Source organism: Vibrio sp. 1S139 (genome assembly GCF_041439475.1).
GTDB lineage: Bacteria > Pseudomonadota > Gammaproteobacteria > Enterobacterales > Vibrionaceae > Vibrio > Vibrio crassostreae_C.
The window spans coordinates 1-21,418 of record NZ_JBGOOD010000042.1 but is presented as its reverse complement, the minus strand read 5'-3'; the positions used below and the strand labels follow the sequence as shown (position 1 = coordinate 21,418).

The window sequence follows — 21,418 nt, the reverse complement described above, 5'->3', positions numbered from 1 at the left end:
TCATGCCAGTATTGAAGAAGCTCTATTTTGTACTTTTACCAACGCTGACATTTGTGCTCCTGATAGCAGGAATCGTGATGTACAACTTCGCATCAAATCATGCTAAGCACATGTATTTGGACAAGGTGCAATCTGATGTGAACACCGCTTTAGTCGCGGCGGAATACGAGCAGCTCGGCTTGTCCTTACTAGTTAAAGATATCGGTTCTTCGTTGCAGTTCCTCCGCTACATTCAAAATCCTGGCGACTACACGACTCTATCGCTATTGGAAAAACGAGTACTCCGAGTATTAAGCCAGAATCACGTCAATCAATTTGGGCAACGCAATGTTTATATCGTGGACCCTAAGTTCAAATTAACGCTTTCGACTCTCAGAGCCGATCCTTTCGAGGGGCTAAAGATCCCTGACAAGATTTACGAAAGAGTCTTCGATATATACACCTCGTTAATCAGCAAAAATGAACTCTCCTACGAAGGCTTCTCTTATATCTCGATCAGTGGAGAGCTCAGATACTCGTATGTTGCAGCAATTGACCCTTACCTCCTTCCTCAAGACAAACGTGCAAGTAGCAGTTTAAATCGCTACATCTTGATTGCTGACGGGCCTCTGATGCAACTCTCTAGCCTGCTAATCAAATACAATGACGATGACAATATTCAGTTCTTAATCGAGCCATCCTCAGACGCTGCCAACATTGAAAATACCCAATTCGTTATCAAATCAATTGAGCAAACCCAAGATAATATCAATGTGCAGATGACCAGCCGACATCTCATCGCGCAAGTAAATATTCGAGAACAAAAGTTCAACCATGAGAAAGCCATCATCGCTAAACAAACCTTGTTAGGTGGCTTTGGTACTCTCTTTACGATCATGTTGATCGTACATTTAGTGGTACGTTACCAACTCGTGCGCCCGCTTAAAGACTTACTGCAAGAGATATCGATCGGCGGGCTCAAACTTAGATACTTCAAACGCTCATCAGGGCAAAGTGAAGTTGATGGTTTAAAGAACGCGTACATAGACTCATTAACAGAGTTGAAGTTCGAAGCCGAATTCGACCAACTCACCAAGCTAGCTAACCGACGCTCTTTCATCAGACACCTTGATGTACGACTAAAAAGCTCGATGAGCCCACACTGCTATGTGGTTTGTTGGGACATCATCGATTTTCGTAAAATTAACGATCTCTACGGGGCAAAAGTTGGTGATAATGTACTGATAAGCTTAGCTAAAGCACTGAAAGAGACACTACAAAACCAACAAGCCTCTTTGGGCTTTAGTTGCAGTGATTACTCTTTAGCCAGACTGGGAGGGAATCAGTTTATCGCGATCTTGGAGATGGGTAAGAACCAAGTGATAAACGAAGAAATTGAGAACATCAACAATACGCTGACCGGCACCACCTTCCTTGACTACTATGGGTTTCGATTATCACTCGCAACAGGTGTTTTACCGCTCGACACGCCAAAGTTCGATGAGATTTGGCACCGATGCATCGATGAAATGTTAGCTAATGCGAAGTCTCATAGTGATGGCGAAAGTCGTATTGTTTATGGCGAAGAGTTGTTACATACCTTGGAACGCCATGACGTTGTAGAGAAAAGACTCTTAGAGTGCTGCGAAAGTGACAACTTTGAACTTCGCTTTATGCCTATTTTTAACGCCAAGACACTTCAGATAGATGGCGCGGAGTGCCTGATTCGTTGCCCAGCCTTATTCGATATCGATGCGGGACCAGAAGAATTTATCCCAGTTGCAGAAAAGAGTAACCTTATTGCCAGGCTCGACATGTGGGTCATTGGCACCGCGATCAAAAGCTATAAAGAGCTTTCAGAACTTCATAAATACAAGGGCACTCTGTCAATTAATATCTCGGCGATGGAGCTCTACAACCGTAATTTTGCCGACAACATCCGTAAAGTACTCGAACGTTATCAAGTGCCACCTGGCAACATTATTATAGAGATTACCGAGACCAGTTACGTGAAAAGTACCAAGCTTACGGTGCAGACTATCGAGAGCCTCAGAAGCTTAGGTTTAAAGGTCTCCCTTGACGATTTTGGTACGGGCTACACAGCGTTTAACCAACTTCTGCACTACCCTGTGGATGAGCTCAAAATTGATAAGAGCTTTATCGATAACATGGTAGACGACAAGGCCGACCGCAAGATGGTCGAATCTATGGTTAACTTAGGCCACTCTTGTGACACGTTAGTCGTCGGAGAAGGTGTTGAGTCGATAGAACAGTATCATTACCTCAGAAAAGCCAACTGTGACCTAATACAAGGCTACTTCTTCAGTCAGCCACTCACTTATCTGGAATTCATCGAGTTTGTTCGAAACCATAACCCGCAAGCAATTTTAAACCCGCAGTCTGTTAGCAGTTCGAGATCTAACGAGCGAATCGTTGCACTCACTCAAAAGCAGTAACCTTAAACCTAAACCTAAACCTCAAAGCCTCTCTTCCTACTCAAGCGCGGAAAGCCACTATAGCTATAACTAGTAGTAGAACTATCTTCATCAGAGCAGGAGCTCTCTATTGGCTGCACATTGAATGAGGAGGCAAATAAAGAATGGCAAAAGCCATGATAGTGAAGCGGGAGAATGGTGAGCGTACAGTCAACAAAACCTAATGATCTAACTTATCGCTGATGCGGGGATTAACTCTGCATTGTCGTTAGTAGCTCCATCATATCTTTAGAGCTGATGTTCTTCTTATGCCTGACTACAGCGTCAATCATCAATTCTAAATTCCCCGCAGAGATATAATCCTTAAGCACGTCATTGAATTTTTCCTGTATCTCATCACTTGTGTACAATTGCTCAGGAATGAAGAATAGAAACTGACTGCCACTACTACGAAACGAGATAGTACTTTCCGGTACCTTTGCCGTCAGGGACTTAGCAGCTGAACTCACCACCAAGTCTCCATATTCAAGTCCATACTTTTGGTTTATCTCACTAAGGTTTCTGATTCTTACAAAGTAAAGGTCGAAATTACCGTTTGTTGGATAGCTGTTCTTAACAAACTGCATGAGCGAGACTCGATTGCGAAAGCCAGTAATGAAGTCGGTAGAATGAAGTTTTCGTTTGATTGCAAAGTCGACGTAAAAAATCGCTCCTGTCACAAGCAGTAGCAACACCAGAAATACGCTGCTTATCTGATGCATCATCACCAACTTGTCGACCATTGTGGTGTTTTCTTCAATAACCGGGCTTTGAAGTCGAAACTTTTCGTTAATAAATTCGACCAGCGTGTTGTAACAAATATCAATTTTCTTCTGCAGTGATTCCTTAGGCAAAGCGCCTTGATTCACCAACTTAATTGAGGATTCTAACGACTTAAATTTCTCAAACTCTCCGGTGAAATAAGGTTTGAAGTTGGCAGATTTAATGAAGTTAGAAGATTCGGTACTGTTGATCAGAATATCAAAGCGGCTCCACGTAATATCATAGGCTAACCACAAATCGTCGTAATTGAGATTATCCGAACGGCTCACCATCAAGAAATTCGCGTATTCCTTTACCAATTGGAAAACAAACCATGTTGCCTCATTTTGGCGATTAGAAAAGCTCTTGTTGATGTCATTAATTCGAGTAACGCTGTAGATATTGACGGATAGAACAACCACGGCCAAAGACAAAACAACGACTTTGATTGCAGCCATAGACAACAGCTTCTTCATAATTAGCCTCTACAGGTGAATATCACGAATCTGCCAAATCATCTTGGCATGGAAATCAGGGGTATTAGTCTCAGGATTCGCAGAGAGTGGGTAAATCAACCAAAACGGGCCTTTTTCTCTCACAGACATAAACTCACCATTCTTTTTAATCGCAATGATGGGTTCATAGGTATCAAAATCCTCTTTGGGCACGGCAATTTTATAGTCATTCAATGCCACAAAAGTAACTTGTGATGATATCGGTAAATCCATATTTCCAAGCACCGTTTGTAACGTCACGCCACTATAAACGGTCAGACCCTCGACCCAAGGCAAGGTGGTAGTAATTTCTTTTTGAGGAAGTGACAGGAGTTGCTCTCTACTAAAACCATGCTTTTGCCCGGAGTGGTCGAAAACCGTTAACTCTGAGGCTGCAAAAATCGAAAACGAGCAAAGCCAAAGCATCAACAAGAATACAGTTCTCATTCTAAACTCCATTTAAAAAGGTCACTAATTTGAGTCTAGTATAAATTGACCATTTAACTTGTACCGATACCACTCAGATTGATTGGTATCGCTTTATCCCTAATGCCCCTACACCTCGCTGTTTTTCAATAACTTCGCCGTTTCTCTGTCTCTTCCATCACCGCTCTCGTTCAGCACTCCCTACCCGCTTGACGTATTCCTTCTCAACCGTCTAGTAACAAAAACTCGTATTTTACTCTGCGTAAGTAAACCAATAAGCCCTATGAATACGTATGAAACAACAAATTAACAATAAATATAAGTAAGTCAGTAGCGAGAATGCTGGTTGCTGCATAACCTTTAATCGAACGTAAGCAGCTTTAAGAGACTTAATAACGAGTTCCAGTCGTTTCTACTTCACCAGTTGATCTCGTGTATTGATCTTAGAAAGCTTACTCATTTCATAATCAAGGGAATCGAGAATGAGTTTGAATATAAAAAAATTTAACCCCATGGCGACACTTTCTACCCTAGTAATGACGCTGGTCATGTTTCCTGTTTCTGCTGAAGTTAATCAAGAACAATTCGAATTAGGTAAACAAAAAGCTAAAGTGTGTATGACCTGTCATGGCGCTGATGGCATCTCAACACAAGATCCCTACCCGAACCTTCGCGGTCAAAAAGTGGGTTATCTCATCTCTTCATTGAAAGATTACCAGACTCGAGAAAGAACCAGTGGCTTAGCGATTCTCATGCAACAACAAGCCGACACGCTCTCAGACCAAGACATCCGTGACATTTCCTATTTCTATTCTGTGCTCGGCAACGAAGCAGGCTCGCTCAGCGATTCAAATTAAGTCAGCGATTCAAAACCTCTAGGCAAGGAGCCTTGTTATGGAACAAGTGACAACGCAATACAGCATTAAGGTCGTGAAGTACTTCATCATTGCATCCTTAGTGTGGGCGATTGTAGGTATGATCATCGGCGTGATTCTCGCCGCGCAATTATATTGGCCAGTCTTAAACTTTGATTCTCAGTATTTCCAATTTGGTCGACTGCGTCCGCTACATACCTCTGGAGTAATTTACGGCTTCGTCGTGAATATCTTGATGGGGACGTCTTTGTACATTGCCCAGCGAACAGGCCATTGTGACTTGTTCAACAAAAGCCTTTCATGGATGGTATTTTGGGGCTGGCAATTCATCCTGTTACTTGCGGTCATTTCCTTACCCGCAGGCCACACTACCTCAAAAGAGTATGCGGAGCTTGAATGGCCAATCGACTTGATGATTGTGTTGGTTTGGGTGCTGTACGCGGTGTTGTTCTTTGGCACCCTTGCTAAACGAAAGGTCAGCCATATCTTTGTGGCTAACTGGTTCTTTGCTGCATTCATTATCGTCGTTGCAATGATTTTCATCGTGAACAACCTCGCGATGCCTGTGTTGGCGATGAAGTCCTACTCTGTGTTTGCAGGCGCTCAAGATGCGATTGTTCAATGGTGGTGGGGACATAATGCCGTCGGCTTCTTGCTGACCGCTGGTGTGATTGGTATGAACTACTATTTCATACCTAAAGCAGCGGATCGACCTATCTACTCGTACCGTTTGTCTGTGATCCATTTCTGGGGCTTGGTCGGCTTTTACACGTGGGCCGGAACGCACCATTTGGTTTACTCTTCCGTTCCTATCTGGATTCAGAACATCGGCATCGTGATGTCATTGATCCTTTGGCTCCCTTCTTGGGCAGGTGCGTTCAATAGCGCAATGACCCTCCTACAAAACAAAGAAAAGCTGAAGTCCGACTACATTCTTTTATTCTTTTTCTCAGCGATTCTTTACTACTGCTTGGCGACATTCGAAGGCCCGCTACTCGCTATTCGCTGGTTCAACATGTTGGCACACAACACCGAATGGATCATAGGACACGTACATTCCGCGGCTCTAGGATGGGTTGGAATGTCAGGGATAGCGGTTTTTTACTACTTCATTCCACGCTTGTGGGGCCAAACCGATCTTTGGTCACGACGACTGATTAAATGGCACTTTTGGCTCGCTCATGCTGGCGTCGCCATCTATGCGATAGCACTTTGGATCGCAGGCATCGGTGAAGGCTATATGTGGCTCGCTCAAAATGAAAATGGCGAACTGATTTACAGCTTTGTAGAGGCTATGGATTTTAAAGCACCTTGGTTATTCATGCGTTTCTTTGGTGGCGCGCTGTTTGTACTTGGATTGTTCTTAATGGCTTTCAACTTGTACAAAACGGTTCGTATGCCCGTAACTCATGATGCTAAACACACTGTTAATGAAGGAGCTTAAATGATGAGTAAAGACTTTACACATTCAATCGTCATTTTAATTTTGACCACTGTTGTCGTGGCGTCCTTCTCTTTATTGGTCTGGGTAGTGCCAAGCATTGTCCGTGGCGATGATATTGCCAAAGGCAGCTTAGCGATGCCTCTCACACCGATTGAGTTAGCAGGCCGAGACATATACATCAGTGAAGGCTGCCATGTTTGTCACACACAAATGGTTCGCCCTCTAGAGCCAGAAGTGAAGCGTAATGGTCGCCCGAACCAAGAAGCAGACGATATCTATGAGTTTCCTAACTTGTGGGGCTCTAAACGTACTGGTCCTGACCTCACTAACTTAGGTAGAAGGTATTCTGACCAATGGCATGCTATTCACTTAATTGACCCTCGAAAAGTCGTACCGACCTCGATCATGCCCTCTTACCCGTGGCTATTTGAGCAGACTCTGACTGGCGATGATATTAGCGCCAAAATGGAAGTGTTACGTACCTTAGGTGTGCCTTATACCGATCAAGAAATTGGTGATGCCCGTTTGCAAGTAAGAGGCAAAACCAAAGGTGAAGCTCTGATTCGCTATTTACAAAGCCTGGGTAAAGATACGTCACAGGAGGTATCACAATGAGCACATTCTGGAATCTATGGGCGGTACTCTTAACCTTAATATTCTTTGTTCTGATGGTGTCTGTTGTCGTTAAATACTGGCGTAGCAATCACAAGGCCGATCACGACCACACCATTGGCACCTTTGATGGTATTGAAGAGAAAGATGCGCCTCCACCTAAGCTGTTATTTATCAGTTATGCAGTGGCATTTCTTTTGTCTGCGGGTTATTTGGTGCTCTACCCCGGGCTTGGCGAATGGGAAGGCTTAGTCGATTGGGAACAAAGCGACGATAAGCTCAGTTCACCATCCACCACTCTCAATGAGCAATTTGCACAAACCAGCGAAACCACGTTAGAGGGATTAGCTGCTGTCCCAGAGATCGTGAACAGCGGTAGGATTCTATTCCAAACTCACTGTGCCGCTTGTCACCGAGATAATGCACAAGGTCAGAAACACTTCCCTAATCTTATCGACCAAGAATGGTTATACGGCGGCAGTGATGAAGCTGTGATCCATTCGATTGCCAAAGGCCGAAATGGAGCGATGCCGGGTTGGAGTGAAATCATGCGCCCAGACGAGGTGGCAAAAGTCTCCTACTATCTAGCCTCCCTCAACCAACGTCATACCGATGTGCCGGAGATTAAAGTCGAGCTCGGTAAAACCTTGTTCGTCCAATACTGTTCGTCTTGTCATGCCGATGGTGCTGTCGCTAACCCAGCGATTGGCGTACCTGATCTTTCCGATGATATCTGGCTTCACGGAGGGAGTATTGAAGAGATTCAGCACACCATCAATTACGGTTTGAACAACCTAATGCCTGCGTTTGATGAGCAGCTCACCGAGAACGAGATACTCGCGCTTGGGGCTTATATCCGACACGCTGGTGACGTAGAGCAACAACGGCTCGCGAGTTTGAAAGCATCATCTGTTGAGCGCGGAGAATATCTCGCTTATGCCGGTGACTGTGTGGCTTGTCATAGTGCAGAAGGTGGCGAACCCTTTGCTGGCGGCCTACCCTTTGTCACCCCCTTCGGCACCGTGTATTCAACCAACATAACGCCACACACTACCGAAGGTATTGGGACTTATGACTTCGATGATTTCCGAGCGGCGTTAGTCGCAGGTAAAGGCAAGAATGGTTACCTGTACCCTGCAATGCCTTACACCTCCTATCAATACCTCACCGACCAAGACATGGTGGATTTATGGGAATACATGCAGTCAATCACCGCCGTGCCGCGACGCAATGATGACAACAGCATGATGTTTCCATCCAATATTCGCTTAGGTTTGCTTGGCTGGAACATCGTATTCATGGATACCGACCCTATTGATTATGAAGTGCCAGAGGAACTCAAAGGAGAAATTGAGAATGTCGATAAGTGGCAACAAGGCAAATATTGGGTCGCAGGACTTGGTCACTGTTCGGAGTGCCATACACCTCGAAATATTGCCCAAGCACTGATACCAGAACGTATTTTCCAAGGTAACTTGATCGACGGTTGGAACGCGCCTGATATTACAGCCAATGAGCTCTATATCGATGGTTGGGATGAAGCAACACTCACAGACTTTTTACACACAGGACATTCAGACAAAGGCACCGCTTTTGCGGGTATGGCTGATGTAGTGAAAAACAGCCTAAGCTTGATGACGCGTGAAGATATTGAGTCGATGTCCTATTACCTACTCAGTGGGGACATCAACAACACCATTGCCAGTGATGCCGTTCAGTTACAGCCTAAAGGGTTTGATGAAGCTGCGTATGCCAGTGAAATCTACACCACGTATCGTCAAACCTGTGGGGCCTGTCATGGTGACGATGGTAAAGGTCGCGATCCAATCGCCCCTACTCTGTTGAACAACGGTATTATCATGCACAGCGACCCATTCAATACCATTGCGGTAACGGTGCGCGGCTTGCAACCCACCTATCTCGACAAAGACAGAAATTTCATGCCAATGGCAAGTTTTGAGGATGTACTGTCGGATCAACGCTTAGCTGAGTTAATCACGTTTGTGCGTTTAAACCTTGGCGACAGAAATGAACCGGTCACGGCTGAGCATGTTCGAGAGGTAAGAGAAACACTTGAAGCAGCAGGCTATGCAGGTGGATTACACACCACACCTGAAATGTACGAAAATCGAGATAAGAACATTAACATACGATAGGCGCTGTAGCTGTGCGTAGCCGATTGGCCCAACAAGCAGCGAACAGCACGTAACTTTTATGTTTGCCTAACAAGCCAAAAGGAGACCACTGTGTCTCCTTTTCTTTTGCCCAAACCCAAGTTTTCGATACTTTGCCGTACAACACAATTGTAACTAACTGATTACACAATTAAGCAGAGCTGCACATAATGCGATCAATCTCGCAGAACAAAGATGACACCAAGTGCATAATATGCAAAATTTTCTAAAGATGTACTAAGGACAGTTATGGATACAACTACACTCATCTACGATACGTTGGAAGGCCTGTCGAGCGCAAAGCCTCAGCAACACGCTCAAATCCGCCAAAATCTATATAACCAATTAGATTTATCATTTGAGAAGCAGTTGGCTTTGTATTCATCAGTTCTTGGTCCAGCAAGTGCTGGTAGATTGACCGATTTGGATAGTGCAGTGATGTCTGCACGCAAGATTGTTGGCTTAGAAAACAGCTAAGCAATCTTCAACCTATCTCAACTTTAACGCTGCCATTGTGCAGCGTTTTTTTGTGGACGCTATTTACGATAAGTAAGGTTGGTTACAATAAATGCTGTTAGTTACGATAAGTACGGTTAAGTAAGATAAGTGCAGTTAGGTCTGTTTTTCAAGTTACACGCATTCTCATTTGGTTAATCTTATGTTCCATTTTTAACAGGTGTGTAACCACAATAATGGCGCTAATGTTAGTAGCACGTTAACCACACATCGGATGGAAGAATCATGAGAGTACTTATTGAATATACACAAACAGGCAAATACCGTGATCATGCGTGGGAAGCATTAACGATTCGTTCAAAAGGCGAAATTCAAGCTGTAACTCCCTCTTATGCGGCTCAGCTTATCGAACAGAACCGCGCCAGCTTATCGACCACTGAAAATCAAGATATCGTCATCCAACCTTAATGGCTTCAAGGGCTACCCCTCCTAGTTCCTTAAATCGAATAGTTCGATGACATAAAAAAACGCTGCATGGGTGCAGCGTTTTCTTGTTTCTGGCGTATCGTATTTCTAACGTAGATAGTTTCTAAAGTAGAAAGCTTCTAACGCATCTTGTTTCTAGTGCAAATAGCTTGATTACTTTGGCAGATTTTCTAACGCTTCAACCATCGTCATCAATTTATCGACAATCCTTTCGCCGTCTACTCGCAAGCCATTGTGTTCATATTCATTGGTGATCCACGCTTTCGAGTTAGGAATGTTCGCCAATGTTTCACGGCTGTAATCCAACTCAACGTACATGTCATCGGCGTAAACGGCACACGCCATTGGCACTGTATTCTTGCTCAACTGCTCTGCGTTGTACAAAGTGCCCCAGTCCGACTTTTCAGCCAACATGTTCGCGGCTTCACGCAGTGGCTTCAGCGTTTCAAGTTGGTCGAACATCCATGGGTACACCATTTCACCAGTAAACCAGAACTCACTGCCCGATTGGTAGTTGAAGTGTGGGTACTGCTCACGAACACGATGTGCAGACCAGTTAGACGCTGTACCTTGACAGTAAATCGATTCATGCAAAATTGGGTTAGTTAAGTAACCCTGCTCTTGCTGCATTTGATTTAGGAAGCTGTAGCTCAGCTGTCTGTTACCGTTCACTTCAACAAACGCACTCTCCAGTGTGAAATACATTGGAAGGTTTGCTTCGCCGCCACCAAGATTAATACCTATTAGCTGGAACTGTTCAACTGTGAACACCTGACCGTTTGGCAGTCTCACATCGTTGTTGAGCAGGTAATCAGAGATCTCGCGACACATAGCTTGTGCTTGTGGGAACTGAGCAAAGAAAGCTCTGTTTTTGTCTTCTACACGCTTGTAAGTCGCACGATAAACATCGTCAGCTTCTCGTTCAATAGAAGGAATGCCGCCCGTCACATAACAACGCTGCAAGCTCTGTGGGAACAGTGACAAATAGCTCAGTGTACAGAAGCCACCAAAGCTTTGACCAATCGTCGACCATTGCTTAATACCAAACTGTTCACGAATCGCTTCAGCGTCACGAACGATGTTATCCGCTCTGAAATGCGTTAAGTATTCGACTTGTTGTTCTGGAGACAAATGCGCCAAAGTTTCATGGCTGATAACCGTGCTGTTGCCAGTACCACGTTGGTCTAGAAGCAGAACACGGTAGTTTTGTAATGCACGCTTTAGCCAACCCGATTGACCACTCACCCGTGGAGAAGGAAAACCTGGGCCGCCTTGAAAGTAGATCAACCACGGCAGCTCTTGCTCATCTTTAGCGAGATCAACCAGCTCACGTGCGAAGACTTGGATCTGTTGTCCATCTTTGGCTTGATAATCAAGTGGCAACTCGAAAGAGTGCTGACGGTACAGGGTGGTTCCATCAATAAAGTTAGCTTGCACGCTTCATTCCTTTTTATCTGATTCTAAAGTCATTGGTACGAATAAAAATGGCACCCTTTGGCACCGTAGTTAGCAAGATACGCATACTAGCTTGTAAATGAAACCGTTTGTTGAACCTGAATGTGAAGGTACTTCATTAAATCGCCAAATTAGCTTTATACGCGTAACAACTTGTGTCAAAACAGAGAGTTTAAGATGTGATCTATTGAGAAGAAGAACAAAAGTGGGACACAAATAAAAAGAGCTTAACGAGGTGAGGATACGTTAAGCTCTTTGGTTTTATCTGTTGTAAATGAGGTTTTTAGGTTGAACAAGCTCAGGCTTTATAGGTTTAGTTTCTATAAGCCAAAGATCTATAAACTGAGCTTCTGTAACTTATAGCTCTATAAAACAAAGCTAAGAAGCCTCGAGCTCACCTGCACCTTGAATTGAACGTTGGCTGTTTTCAACAAGGATAGCCGTCGCCGTTTCTTTCAACGCGCCCCACTCTCCATCGTCAACTTCAATGCCCTCGTTCCACGCCTTCTCTTGAGTTTTAAAAAGCGCTTCCGATTCAATGTGTGTTTGGTAGCCATCTGACAAACGTTCGATATCGAAATCCTGGACGGAAAGCTCGATGGTCATATTGTGGATATGATCGTCCGATGCCAGAGGCAAATCTGATAAAAACAGTTCTGGTGCAACGCAACCACGGTTAAGCACATACAAGGTGCTCTTAGGATTTGAGCCATTATCCCAACGTGCGGTACATGCGATGCCTTTCGCTGCCAGTTTTACAAGCTCACTGTACGCTAACCAACGGTTATGGCAGTTGTTTAGCTCGATTTTCAGCGTCTTTTTACCGACCATTTTTTCAATGGCGTAATCCATCACCACAGGAAGATGACACGCTAAGCTCGCCTTGTGCAGGTCCACTTCAACTGTGTTGTCGCTTGTCACTTGGATGTCTACAGGGCAATCGTCTTCTAGCCCCATAAAGTTGCTCGCATTGTTAAAATGACGAACACCATCCAAGCCAACCATTTGTAAATCTGCCACCATGTTCGCTATCACATCGGCTTCACCACATGTACGACGCATACCCAGAAAGGCTTTATTAACGGCCGCTACCAGTTCATTGTGAGAAACGATCATAACGATTTACCTCCATGTTGAGCGTTGATATGTGTAGGAACTTTATTTGAGTCAGCGATCTCCGCTTCACTTGGTAAGATTGGGAACACCCATTCGTCCTGATGAATTTCATCAAGCAACGGTGCACCTTGGAAAAACGTCACTCGTACCCAACGGTCTGAGCGAGGATCAAACTTAGTCGCTCCAAACATCGCTAGCTTACAACGCAGCAAATGCATTGGTGGCGAGTCTTGGTGCAGCACGTTCATTTGAATGTCGCCCATCGCCTTGTTACCTAACGTCCACACACGGCGCGCAATGGCACGATGCTGCGGTTGTTTAACAAGGAATTCAGCCAATGAAAGCTCTGGCGCGAATTGCAATAAAGCATGGTACAGACGGTAAGCTTGACGGCCGATATCCAACGGCAGTTCGCGCTCTTCGCCGAGTTCCTCGCCTCGAACACCGAGCCTTGGCTCTTCTTTGTCCTGAGAGCGATACCAGAACCAGTAGTTATTTTCTGCTTTCGTAAAGTCAGTCGTGATCGCCCAACGGTACTTTTCTTCTAACACAACCAATAGGTCTTGGATCTTTTTGCCACTAGGAAGCGAGAGTGTTTCGCTACAATTCATTTGCTCTTGATGGGCGTCCACTAATTCTGGGTACAATTCCATCAAGCATGAGATAAGGATTTCTTGGGCTTCCATACTCATGTGCTTAGATTGCTCAACTAACTGCGCCCATGTATCGCAATGGTTTACAGAAGCTTCTAGTGACTGTTCTGCGTGTTTCAACTCATCAACAGCGGTTTTGTTCAACTCTTGCTGATTTTCATTGATGGTAACAACTTGTTCTAAATGACAAATCGCTTTTTTAACTAATGTACGTAGGGGCTCAATCAATGCCGTATCCGTGTGATTAGCTAACACGTCAGCTAATGCATGCTCACGGGTTGTCATCCATTGATCGACAATACTTGGGTGGTTAATCAGATATGGCGCCATACCTAAACCTGTGGCATTACCCACACCTAGGTAGCGTTGTAAGCCTCTGTGCAAGGTAATCGCTTGTTCACCGCCTTGTTGCTCCGCTAGGTAATGAACCCAATCTAGGCTGAACTCACGCAGCATATAAACAGCACACATTTGAGCACTGAACGATTGATTAAAATCTGGATTCTTTTCCAAGATTTTAAAGTCAGCAATACCAAACTTACCATTACCATAAACCGCTGTGGTTCGTAGGATGTAGCCAACTTCCGCTAGCTCTTTTGGCGTTGGTTGAACACCTTTAGCCAAGTGACTAACAATATGTTCAAACACTCGTACACTTTTGTTGGCACGCGCTAAAACAAGCACATTGTTAGGGTTACGGCCTGCTTCTTGTAGCGGTACATTCGCACGAAGTCTCTCAAGTAGGGTGACATCACCAAGAACCAGAGCAAACGTTACGTCCCACTTTTCAGCAATTACACGGTCATTTCGTTCGTCGTCTGCAATCTCATCGCAGAAAACAACCAAATGATAAACATGATTTGGCGTCTCTAGCTTATAGATAACATGACCAAAACCTCGAGCGTCTAGTTGCCACTCATGCTTAGTCACTTTCCATTGCTGTTGCGCCATTTTACGAATCAGAGTTCTTACGAAGCTGATGCGTGTTTGGTGCATAGCACCCAGTCTTTCCGGTGCCATGACGACCGTTGCGTCACGTAGTGCTGATTCAGTGTAGGTAGAACGATGTGCATCCATTTTGCTCACCACCTTAATAGTTATAGGATTTTGCTAGCCATTCAGAACCGATCGTTGCTGTCTTTTGAAGCATATATAGCGACAGTATGTTGGTTAGCTTTCACGTTTTTAATCGTTATTGATATTATCGAGGCAAGCGAACTCGCCACTTATTATTTGTCCTGACTAGATCGATTGACCTAAATACGTGCCGCCCGGTGTATCTTCACCAGTACGGTTTTTATCTTCCTTCCGGAATCTTGTATCAGCCTTCTTTCAAAGGCTCACACCTTGTTTATCTTCAGTTTTTAGAGAGCTTTATCTCTACATTTTCTTCTTTATACCGGCATTGATGTTTTATAAGCCTTGATCTTTCGCCATCTTGATTGCGATTTGAGGCGCATTCCAAAGTGATGGCAGCAAGATTAAGGACACCGGTACCGCTGTGATAACTATGAATGATTGCAGCGCTGAAATACCGCCGGAACCTAGGGAAATCAGAATCAATGCTGTTACCCCCATCATCACACCCCAGAAAGTACGAATAATTGCGTTAGGCTCTGTCTCACCGCTGACTACCACACTGATGGTGTAAGTCATTGAGTCACCTGTCGTTACGATGAAGATCGTCGTCAAGATCAAGAACAGAATAGAGATAAGCATTGGCATTGGTAGTTGCTGAGTTACTGCCAGTAGCGCGCCAGGTAAATTAAAGCCTTCGAACGCTTTACTTACGCTGCCTGGGTCTGCAATTTCAAACGCAAGGCCAGAACCGCCAACAATGGTGAACCAGAAACATGTTACGAACGGTGCAATAAGACTGATGGTTGATACCAATTGGCGAATACTACGACCGCGTGAAATACGTGCGATGAAGATTGCCATCATTGGGCCGTAACCTAAGAACCAACCCCAGAAGAATACTGTCCACCAGCTCAACCAACCTTCGTCACCACGGTATGTTGCCATTGGGATGAAGTTGTCTATCATGCTGCCTACACCTTGGATGTAGCCATTGAAAATGAAGTTTGTTGGGCCGAAGATCAGAATGTAGACCATCAATGACATTGCTAAAATTACGTTGTAACGGCTTAGCATTTGCATTCCGCGGTTAAGACCACTTAATGCCGACAATGTGTATAGAACGATAGCGAACAGGATGATGATAAGCTGCGTCGTGAAGCCATCAGGAATATCAAACAGTGCGTTCAGTGCGTAGCTCACTTGCAAGCCTAAGAAGCCGATAGGACCAATGGTGCCCGCCGCTACTGCGACAATACAACATGCATCAATCAATGCGCCGGTGTGACCTTTCAATGCTCGCTCGCCTAAAACTGGGTAAAGCAAAATACGAGGTTTAAGCGGTAAGCCTTTGTCGTAGTGAAGGTGCATCACCACAATAGACGTTAAGCTACCGACAATGGCCCATGCTAGAAAACCCCAGTGCATGAAGGATTGCGATAAAGCATTCACCGCGCCTTGCTGTGCGTTTTCTTGTGCGCCGTACAATGGTGGTGGGCTAACGTAGTGAGCGATAGGCTCTGCTGCTGCCCAAAATACACCGCCACCTGCCAGTAGCGTACAGAAGATGATCGCCATCCAACGGAAGCCGTCCATTTCAGGTTTAGCGATGCCGCCTAGGATAACCTTGCCTGTTCGCCCTGCCGCCAGGCCAAGACCAATAAGAAAAGTCAGAAGAAGAAGCATTTGCCAGTAAGGACCGAATACTTTTACAGACCATGCAAAGCCCGTATTTACTAGGCTTGATAACAGCTCGCCATCAAATAGAGCAAGTGCCACGAACAGAGCGATAAAACCGCCGCTGTACCAAAGTGCTGGGTTGGATAGGCCTAATTTGTCTGACGTAGACTCAGACTCGTTTGTGTTGCTTTTTGCATTAATTGTTGTGTGTGCTTGACCCGCATTTAAGCTTGAAGATTTCACGCTATTGGTTAAATCAGACATACTCTGACTCCAGAGGTTTCTTTGCAGCTGTCATTTGAATGATGACTACAAGGGTGTATTTAACACCTGCCCTATTGTTTTTTGTGTTGGGCAGGCTAATCCATGTTTGGGTTACCGCGTTGCGAAATAGACCGTTGTTCCTTTTGAATAGTGAAATTGGTTTAAGCAGCACTTGCTTATTGAACGTTTGTTAGAAGGCTGCTAATTCGATGATGGCTCGCGAGAAACCGTTAACCCTTGGTTTGAGGCTCTAGGCCATCTTTCAAGAAGTTAAACCAGTTTTCTCCCAAGACTTGCCCAGCTTCAGACTCGCTGAAACCATGACGCATCAATCCGTTATATATGTTTTCCATACCCGCACTACCACAGAACCAAGGCAACGCATCTGGCCAACCTGAGTTGTTCGCAGAGCCTTCGCCGTAGTCCATTGCTTTAGACCAACGACCATTTCTCATCCATTCAAGAACGGCTTGAGGTTGGTTTAAGCATAGGTCACTGCCAATACCGAGGTGCTCTACGCCGACCATGTCAGCCGTAGTCGCAACCATCTGGCAGAAATCTTCCAACGTACATTGACTGCCATTTGGTAAGTGGAATGGGTACAAGCTGAATCCGATTAAGCCGCCGCGTGCGGTTAGAGCTTTAATCACATCGTTTGATTTATTTCGTAGTGCATCATGAGCAAACGTTGGGTTCGCATGGCTGATACAAATAGGACGAGAAGACAAGTCGATTGCTTCAAGTGTTGAGCGCTCGGCACTGTGAGACATATCGATGATCATGCCCACTCGGTTCATCTCTTCGATGGCTTGTTTACCAAAGCGAGTAATACCTGTGTCGTTCTTCTCGTAGCAACCCGTCGCCAATAAGCTCTGGTTGTTGTACGTCAGTTGCATGATCAAAAGGCCTTGCTTACGCATCACTTCGATAAGACCGATCTCATCGTCGATTGGAGAACAGTTTTGAGCACCAAGTAAAATGCCGACTTTGCCAGTCTCTTTTGCAGTCTCGACATCAGCCATTGAGTGAATCGGCATGATAAGGTCTGCGTTCTGCTCGAATCTTAAGTTCCATTCTGCAAAGCGAGATAAGGTTTCACGAGCAGTCTCGTGGTAAACCGCGGTAGCGTGAACTGCTGTAATGCCGCTCGCCTTTAGTGTTTGGAAATATTCTCTGTTCCAATTGCAGTATTGCAATCCATCTATAACAATCCGTTGCTGGTACATAACCACTCCTATTGAAAGCTCAGTGTTCTAGCTCGGTTTTGAAAACACGCTCAAACAACATGTTTTCAAAAATGGGTTAAATCACTTATCTAAGTTCGTTTGCTGCTTTGGTTTGAATGTTGGCCTGACTCTGTAAATCAGGCCAATTCGATAGCTGGATAGCTAGGAAGTTAATTCAGCTATCCAATTCTTATTTAGAAAGTGGATTAGTAAGGACGTTGGTAAGCCGTCTTAACCACTGTGTAGAACTCTTTCGCGTATTGACCTTGCTCACGAGGACCGAAGCTAGACTCTTTACGACCACCAAACGGTACGTGGTAATCCGTGCCTGCTGTTGGTAGGTTGACCATCACACAACCGGTCTGCGCTTGTTGCTTGAACATTGCGCTAGTACGTAGGCTCTGAGTAATGATGCCGCCTGTTAGACCGAAGCGAGTGTCGTTGGTTGTCGCAATCGCTTCTTCTAGGTCAGCGACACGAATCACGCTTGCCATGGGTGCAAACACTTCTTCTTGGTTCACTTCCCAATCGTTCTTAGTATTCAAGAACAGCGTTGGAGACATGTAGAAACCTTCGTGTTTCATGCTTAGGCGCTCGCCACCAAATGCCAGCTCACCGCCGCTTTGACGTGCTTTCTCAACCCAACCTAGGTTTGCTTCAAGTTGGTTTCCGTCCACAACAGGGCCCATGAACACGCCCTCTTCCAGTGCGTGACCCACTTTCAGCTCACTCATACGCTTAATCAGTGCTTCAACGTACTGGTCGTGAATGCTATCCATAACCACTAGACGAGAAGATGCTGTACATTTTTGACCAGCACCCGAGAACGAACCTGCAATCGTTGCGTCAACCGCAGTTTGGATGTCTGCATCGTCAGCAATAACAAGTGCGTTCTTACTGCCCATTTCTAGTTGGCAACGAACGAAGTTTGGCGCTGTAGCAGCCGCAACCTTACGACCTGTATCAACAGAACCAGTAAAGCTCACACCGTTCACTTCTTTAGAGTTGATCAGTGCATCGCCTACTTTCGAACCACTACCTAGAACAAGGTTAAACGTGCCTGCTGGCATGCCTTGGCGGTGGATGATCTCAGTAAGCGCAACCGCACTTGCTGGTGTTAGGTTTGCTGGCTTCCAGATAACGCTGTTACCGAAAGCCAGTGCTGGAGCAATTTTCCAAGCAGCCGTTGCTGTCGGGAAGTTCCAAGGAGAGATGATGCCGATAACACCTACCGCTTCACGAGTCACTTCAACAGAAACACCAGGGCGCACAGATTCAGCGTTGTCGCCAATTTGACGAAGTACTTCTGCGGCGAAGTATTGGAAGAACTGACCAGCACGGTAAATTTCGCCACGACCTTCAGCAAAAGGTTTACCCTCTTCACTAGAAAGCAACGTACCCAGTTCATCACAACGCGCAATCAGCTCATCACCAATTGCTTGTAGTACCGCTTGTTTACGTTCAATTGGCGTTTTTTCCCACTCTGGTTGAGCGTGTTTTGCCGCTGAAATCGCTTGTTGCACTTGCTCTGCGCTTGCTTGTGCAAAGTTACCAATGTTTTCAGAAATATCTGATGGGTTAATGTTCGCGACGGTGCTTACACCCGCTTGCCATTCGCCGCCAATGTAAAGTGCGTTTTCTGCTTGAACATTCTGTAAGTGAGTCATCATTCTGTCCTTGTAACGTTAGGTTGCGGTTGAGTCTGGCAACCATCGGATTAATTAATAAATTGTTAATTCATATAGAGAATAAGTATTAATTTTGTATCTAGACGTAAAACTATTCGCTTGTATTAGTAAAGATCTGCGTAGACAAACAGCTTTGATTGGCAAATTGCCTCAGTTCACAGTCCATTTATTCAGGTTGAGACGCCGATGCATAAACCACGAACTCAACCAACATCTCTTCTCTAGCTAGCCCTGCAACAACGACTGCTGCACGATTTGGATAAGGTGCGTTGAAGTATTCTCCGTATACGCTGTTTACCGTTTTCAGGTATTCACGGTCAGTCACGTAAATCAGAACCTGCAGCACAGAATCCATCGATTCGCCTGCACACTCCAAGGTATGAACAAGGTTGTTAAAAGTCTGACGCGTTTGCGCTTCAATACCGCCTTCTACTACTGCGCCCGTTTCATCGATTGGAATCTGCGCAGTGTATAGAGTGCCGTTATTAACGATTGCCCACTCTAGTGGTGCTTTTGAAGCAAAAAGAGAGGTTTTTACTGGGTGTTTTTTAGTTTGTGCGTTCACGATTTCATCCAACTTTGTAACAACTATGTTTCAATATGGTTAAATACTGCACCTTGACGCCTGATAAATCTAACGGTAAATTTTGTGCATTTGATAAATAAAATCTATCACCTTGCAAAAAGTAAGGTATAGCAAGGGCTAGAGAAGGATCGGAGTCATGAGTATTAAGCTACAACAGTTAAAACATTTCGTTTTGGTGGTCGAAGAAGGTGGATTTCGTGCCGCCTCTCACCGAGCAAATCGCTCTCAAGCGGCACTGTCTACTTCAATAAAAGAGCTTGAGAAAATACTTGGTCAGCCACTGTTTGAAACAGGCAACAAATCTACACTGACACCTTTTGGTGAAATATGCCTACCGAAAATCATTCAATTCTTGAATGTTTACAAAGCATTAGACAACGACTTACGTGCAGCGGCGGCTGGGCAACAAGGAAGAGTTCGAATAGCGAGCGTGCCTTCGGTGGCCGCAAAACTCATCCCTAGTGTTTTAGGGGCATTTTGTGAGCAGTACCCGAATGTAGAAGTGAGTTTGATTGATGATAATGCGGCAGGGGTAGAAGCAAGATTACTCTCTGGCGAGGTGGATGTTGCCCTCGGTAATAGCTCCCATTTAGAAGAAGAGAGCATCGACTTCACGCCTTTGCTTTCTGATCCTATCGGTGTGGTGTGCCTCAAAGATAACCCTATCGCCTCTCAACAGGAAGGAATCGAATGGCAAACCTTGTTAAAGCAGCCCTTCATTCGTAACGGGACTTGCACCCTACTGGACCCAACACCTGCGCGCATGCTCAGCGAACAAGCCCTGTACTCTGTCGAGAACATTACCTCGCTTTTTTCGGTGTTAGAGCTCGGGATAGGCGTGACCACGCTACCTAAGCTGGCTTTCCCAACCAATGAAACCCGCTTGGTGTGGATTCCGCTAATTGACCCACCCTTGCAACGACAAATCGGCATTTTCAGACTGTCTGATCGTACGATCTCGCCACAAGCACAGGCTTTCCATGACTTATGTATTCAATACCTCAGTTATGAAGAGTCATAAGAGAGCCTAGATTAAGTAAATTAGGCAGCGCTCTGCTGCCATTTACTTCCTCAAAACTCGGTGTTTCTTCTCCGCACCATGCTTCTCGCACACCCAGTCCCCCATTTCACTCCTATATCATCAACATTTAGGCGCTGAATTTTCACTCTCGCGCACGCAAATAGTGACAAGCTGACGACAATATAAAAAATATTCGCTTATTGATAAGGAGCGACGTACGTTTAATTTACCAGAAAAACCAGATCTTCCATCATTGCCTCAAACAAGCTTAACCCCTACCAAAATCACACTTCACAACTCAGCTTGTAAATGAATCTAAGTGTTTGAATAGTCTTAATTGATAAGATCATAAGTTGAAAATTTAGCTCGCTACTCCCTTCTAAAAAGACCCTCTTTTTCACAAGGATAAAGCATCTTCATAGACAGAACCTTAAGCACTAAGCTCAGCGTAAATTCCGTCTAACGTAATG

General features: G+C 45.0%; 16 protein-coding genes and 1 pseudogene. 8 read left to right on the top strand and 9 right to left on the bottom strand.

Annotated elements, in window-relative coordinates:
- The first annotated feature begins 2 nt into the window (after positions 1-2).
- Positions 3-2,435 (top strand): putative bifunctional diguanylate cyclase/phosphodiesterase, encoded by a 2,433-nt coding sequence (locus tag ACED46_RS14615; protein ID WP_371721762.1) that lies wholly within the window; start codon positions 3-5, stop codon positions 2,433-2,435.
- Between the two features lie 230 nt (positions 2,436-2,665).
- Here the strand turns inward: ACED46_RS14615 and ACED46_RS14610 are convergent, their stop codons facing one another.
- Positions 2,666-3,691 carry a GGDEF domain-containing protein gene (locus ACED46_RS14610; RefSeq protein WP_017060027.1) on the bottom strand — a complete coding sequence of 342 codons (1,026 nt, stop codon included), beginning with the start codon at positions 3,689-3,691 and terminating at the stop codon, positions 2,666-2,668.
- Positions 3,692-3,700: 9 nt separating this feature from the next.
- On the bottom strand, positions 3,701-4,156 hold the full coding sequence (locus ACED46_RS14605; RefSeq protein ID WP_017060028.1) for a hypothetical protein: 456 nt from the start codon (positions 4,154-4,156) through the stop codon (positions 3,701-3,703).
- 461 nt (positions 4,157-4,617) lie between these two features.
- On the opposite strand from ACED46_RS14605, the gene ACED46_RS14600 reads away from it, so the two are divergent.
- From ACED46_RS14600 to ACED46_RS14575, 6 genes are all read left to right on the top strand, one after another.
- Positions 4,618-4,992: a cytochrome c gene (locus tag ACED46_RS14600; protein WP_029235248.1), complete on the top strand. Its 375-nt coding sequence runs from the start codon at positions 4,618-4,620 to the stop codon at positions 4,990-4,992.
- Positions 4,993-5,029: 37 nt separating this feature from the next.
- Positions 5,030-6,454 (top strand): cytochrome-c oxidase, cbb3-type subunit I, encoded by a 1,425-nt coding sequence (gene ccoN, locus ACED46_RS14595; RefSeq protein ID WP_371721761.1) that lies wholly within the window; start codon positions 5,030-5,032, stop codon positions 6,452-6,454.
- Positions 6,455-7,069, top strand: a complete 615-nt coding sequence (locus tag ACED46_RS14590) for a cbb3-type cytochrome c oxidase subunit II (RefSeq protein WP_371721760.1) — start codon at positions 6,455-6,457, stop codon at positions 7,067-7,069.
- Positions 7,066-9,222: a c-type cytochrome gene (locus tag ACED46_RS14585; protein WP_371721759.1), complete on the top strand. Its 2,157-nt coding sequence runs from the start codon at positions 7,066-7,068 to the stop codon at positions 9,220-9,222. The genes ACED46_RS14590 and ACED46_RS14585 overlap by 4 nt, the downstream gene beginning before the upstream one ends.
- A gap of 267 nt (positions 9,223-9,489) precedes the next feature.
- Positions 9,490-9,717: a PAS factor family protein gene (locus ACED46_RS14580; protein ID WP_004730426.1), complete on the top strand. Its 228-nt coding sequence runs from the start codon at positions 9,490-9,492 to the stop codon at positions 9,715-9,717.
- Between the two features lie 264 nt (positions 9,718-9,981).
- Positions 9,982-10,164: a hypothetical protein gene (locus ACED46_RS14575; protein ID WP_004730424.1), complete on the top strand. Its 183-nt coding sequence runs from the start codon at positions 9,982-9,984 to the stop codon at positions 10,162-10,164.
- A gap of 171 nt (positions 10,165-10,335) precedes the next feature.
- On the opposite strand, the gene ACED46_RS14570 is transcribed toward ACED46_RS14575, so the two are convergent.
- The 7 genes and pseudogenes from ACED46_RS14570 to ACED46_RS14540 all read right to left on the bottom strand — a co-directional run bounded on the left by ACED46_RS14570 (position 10,336) and on the right by ACED46_RS14540 (position 19,906).
- Positions 10,336-11,619, bottom strand: a complete 1,284-nt coding sequence (locus ACED46_RS14570) for an alpha/beta fold hydrolase (RefSeq protein WP_371721758.1) — start codon at positions 11,617-11,619, stop codon at positions 10,336-10,338.
- Positions 11,620-12,015: 396 nt separating this feature from the next.
- A complete protein-coding gene (locus tag ACED46_RS14565; protein ID WP_017064722.1) occupies positions 12,016-12,753 on the bottom strand; it encodes a DUF3726 domain-containing protein in 738 nt (245 codons plus the stop codon).
- Positions 12,750-14,556, bottom strand: a pseudogene (locus ACED46_RS14560) (hypothetical protein). The gene ACED46_RS14565 and the pseudogene ACED46_RS14560 overlap by 4 nt, the downstream one beginning before the upstream one ends.
- Before the next feature lie 263 nt (positions 14,557-14,819).
- On the bottom strand, positions 14,820-16,427 hold the full coding sequence (locus ACED46_RS14555) for a BCCT family transporter (protein ID WP_017066850.1): 1,608 nt from the start codon (positions 16,425-16,427) through the stop codon (positions 14,820-14,822).
- Between the two features lie 230 nt (positions 16,428-16,657).
- Positions 16,658-17,653, bottom strand: coding sequence for a membrane dipeptidase (locus ACED46_RS14550; protein WP_371721757.1), 996 nt, complete (start codon positions 17,651-17,653; stop codon positions 16,658-16,660).
- Between the two features lie 206 nt (positions 17,654-17,859).
- The gene (locus ACED46_RS14545) at positions 17,860-19,320 is read right to left on the bottom strand and encodes an aldehyde dehydrogenase family protein (protein WP_371721773.1); all 1,461 of its coding nucleotides are present in this window, start codon (positions 19,318-19,320) and stop codon (positions 17,860-17,862) included.
- 187 nt (positions 19,321-19,507) lie between these two features.
- Positions 19,508-19,906 carry a RidA family protein gene (locus ACED46_RS14540; RefSeq protein ID WP_017060835.1) on the bottom strand — a complete coding sequence of 133 codons (399 nt, stop codon included), beginning with the start codon at positions 19,904-19,906 and terminating at the stop codon, positions 19,508-19,510.
- Positions 19,907-20,063: 157 nt separating this feature from the next.
- Between ACED46_RS14540 and ACED46_RS14535 the strand changes: the two genes are divergently transcribed.
- Entirely contained in the window at positions 20,064-20,948 is an 885-nt protein-coding gene (locus ACED46_RS14535; protein WP_017071346.1) for a LysR family transcriptional regulator, read from the top strand.
- Positions 20,949-21,418 lie beyond the last annotated feature (470 nt).

Coding starts and splice junctions, on each gene's coding strand:
- ACED46_RS14615 (WP_371721762.1), top strand. CDS start 3: ATGCCAGTATTGAAGAAGCTCTATTTTGTACTTTTACCAACGCTGACA.
- ACED46_RS14610 (WP_017060027.1), bottom strand. CDS start 3,691: ATGAAGAAGCTGTTGTCTATGGCTGCAATCAAAGTCGTTGTTTTGTCT.
- ACED46_RS14605 (WP_017060028.1), bottom strand. CDS start 4,156: ATGAGAACTGTATTCTTGTTGATGCTTTGGCTTTGCTCGTTTTCGATT.
- ACED46_RS14600 (WP_029235248.1), top strand. CDS start 4,618: ATGAGTTTGAATATAAAAAAATTTAACCCCATGGCGACACTTTCTACC.
- ccoN (WP_371721761.1), top strand. CDS start 5,030: ATGGAACAAGTGACAACGCAATACAGCATTAAGGTCGTGAAGTACTTC.
- ACED46_RS14590 (WP_371721760.1), top strand. CDS start 6,455: ATGATGAGTAAAGACTTTACACATTCAATCGTCATTTTAATTTTGACC.
- ACED46_RS14585 (WP_371721759.1), top strand. CDS start 7,066: ATGAGCACATTCTGGAATCTATGGGCGGTACTCTTAACCTTAATATTC.
- ACED46_RS14580 (WP_004730426.1), top strand. CDS start 9,490: ATGGATACAACTACACTCATCTACGATACGTTGGAAGGCCTGTCGAGC.
- ACED46_RS14575 (WP_004730424.1), top strand. CDS start 9,982: ATGAGAGTACTTATTGAATATACACAAACAGGCAAATACCGTGATCAT.
- ACED46_RS14565 (WP_017064722.1), bottom strand. CDS start 12,753: ATGATCGTTTCTCACAATGAACTGGTAGCGGCCGTTAATAAAGCCTTT.
- ACED46_RS14555 (WP_017066850.1), bottom strand. CDS start 16,427: ATGTCTGATTTAACCAATAGCGTGAAATCTTCAAGCTTAAATGCGGGT.
- ACED46_RS14550 (WP_371721757.1), bottom strand. CDS start 17,653: ATGTACCAGCAACGGATTGTTATAGATGGATTGCAATACTGCAATTGG.
- ACED46_RS14545 (WP_371721773.1), bottom strand. CDS start 19,320: ATGACTCACTTACAGAATGTTCAAGCAGAAAACGCACTTTACATTGGC.
- ACED46_RS14535 (WP_017071346.1), top strand. CDS start 20,064: ATGAGTATTAAGCTACAACAGTTAAAACATTTCGTTTTGGTGGTCGAA.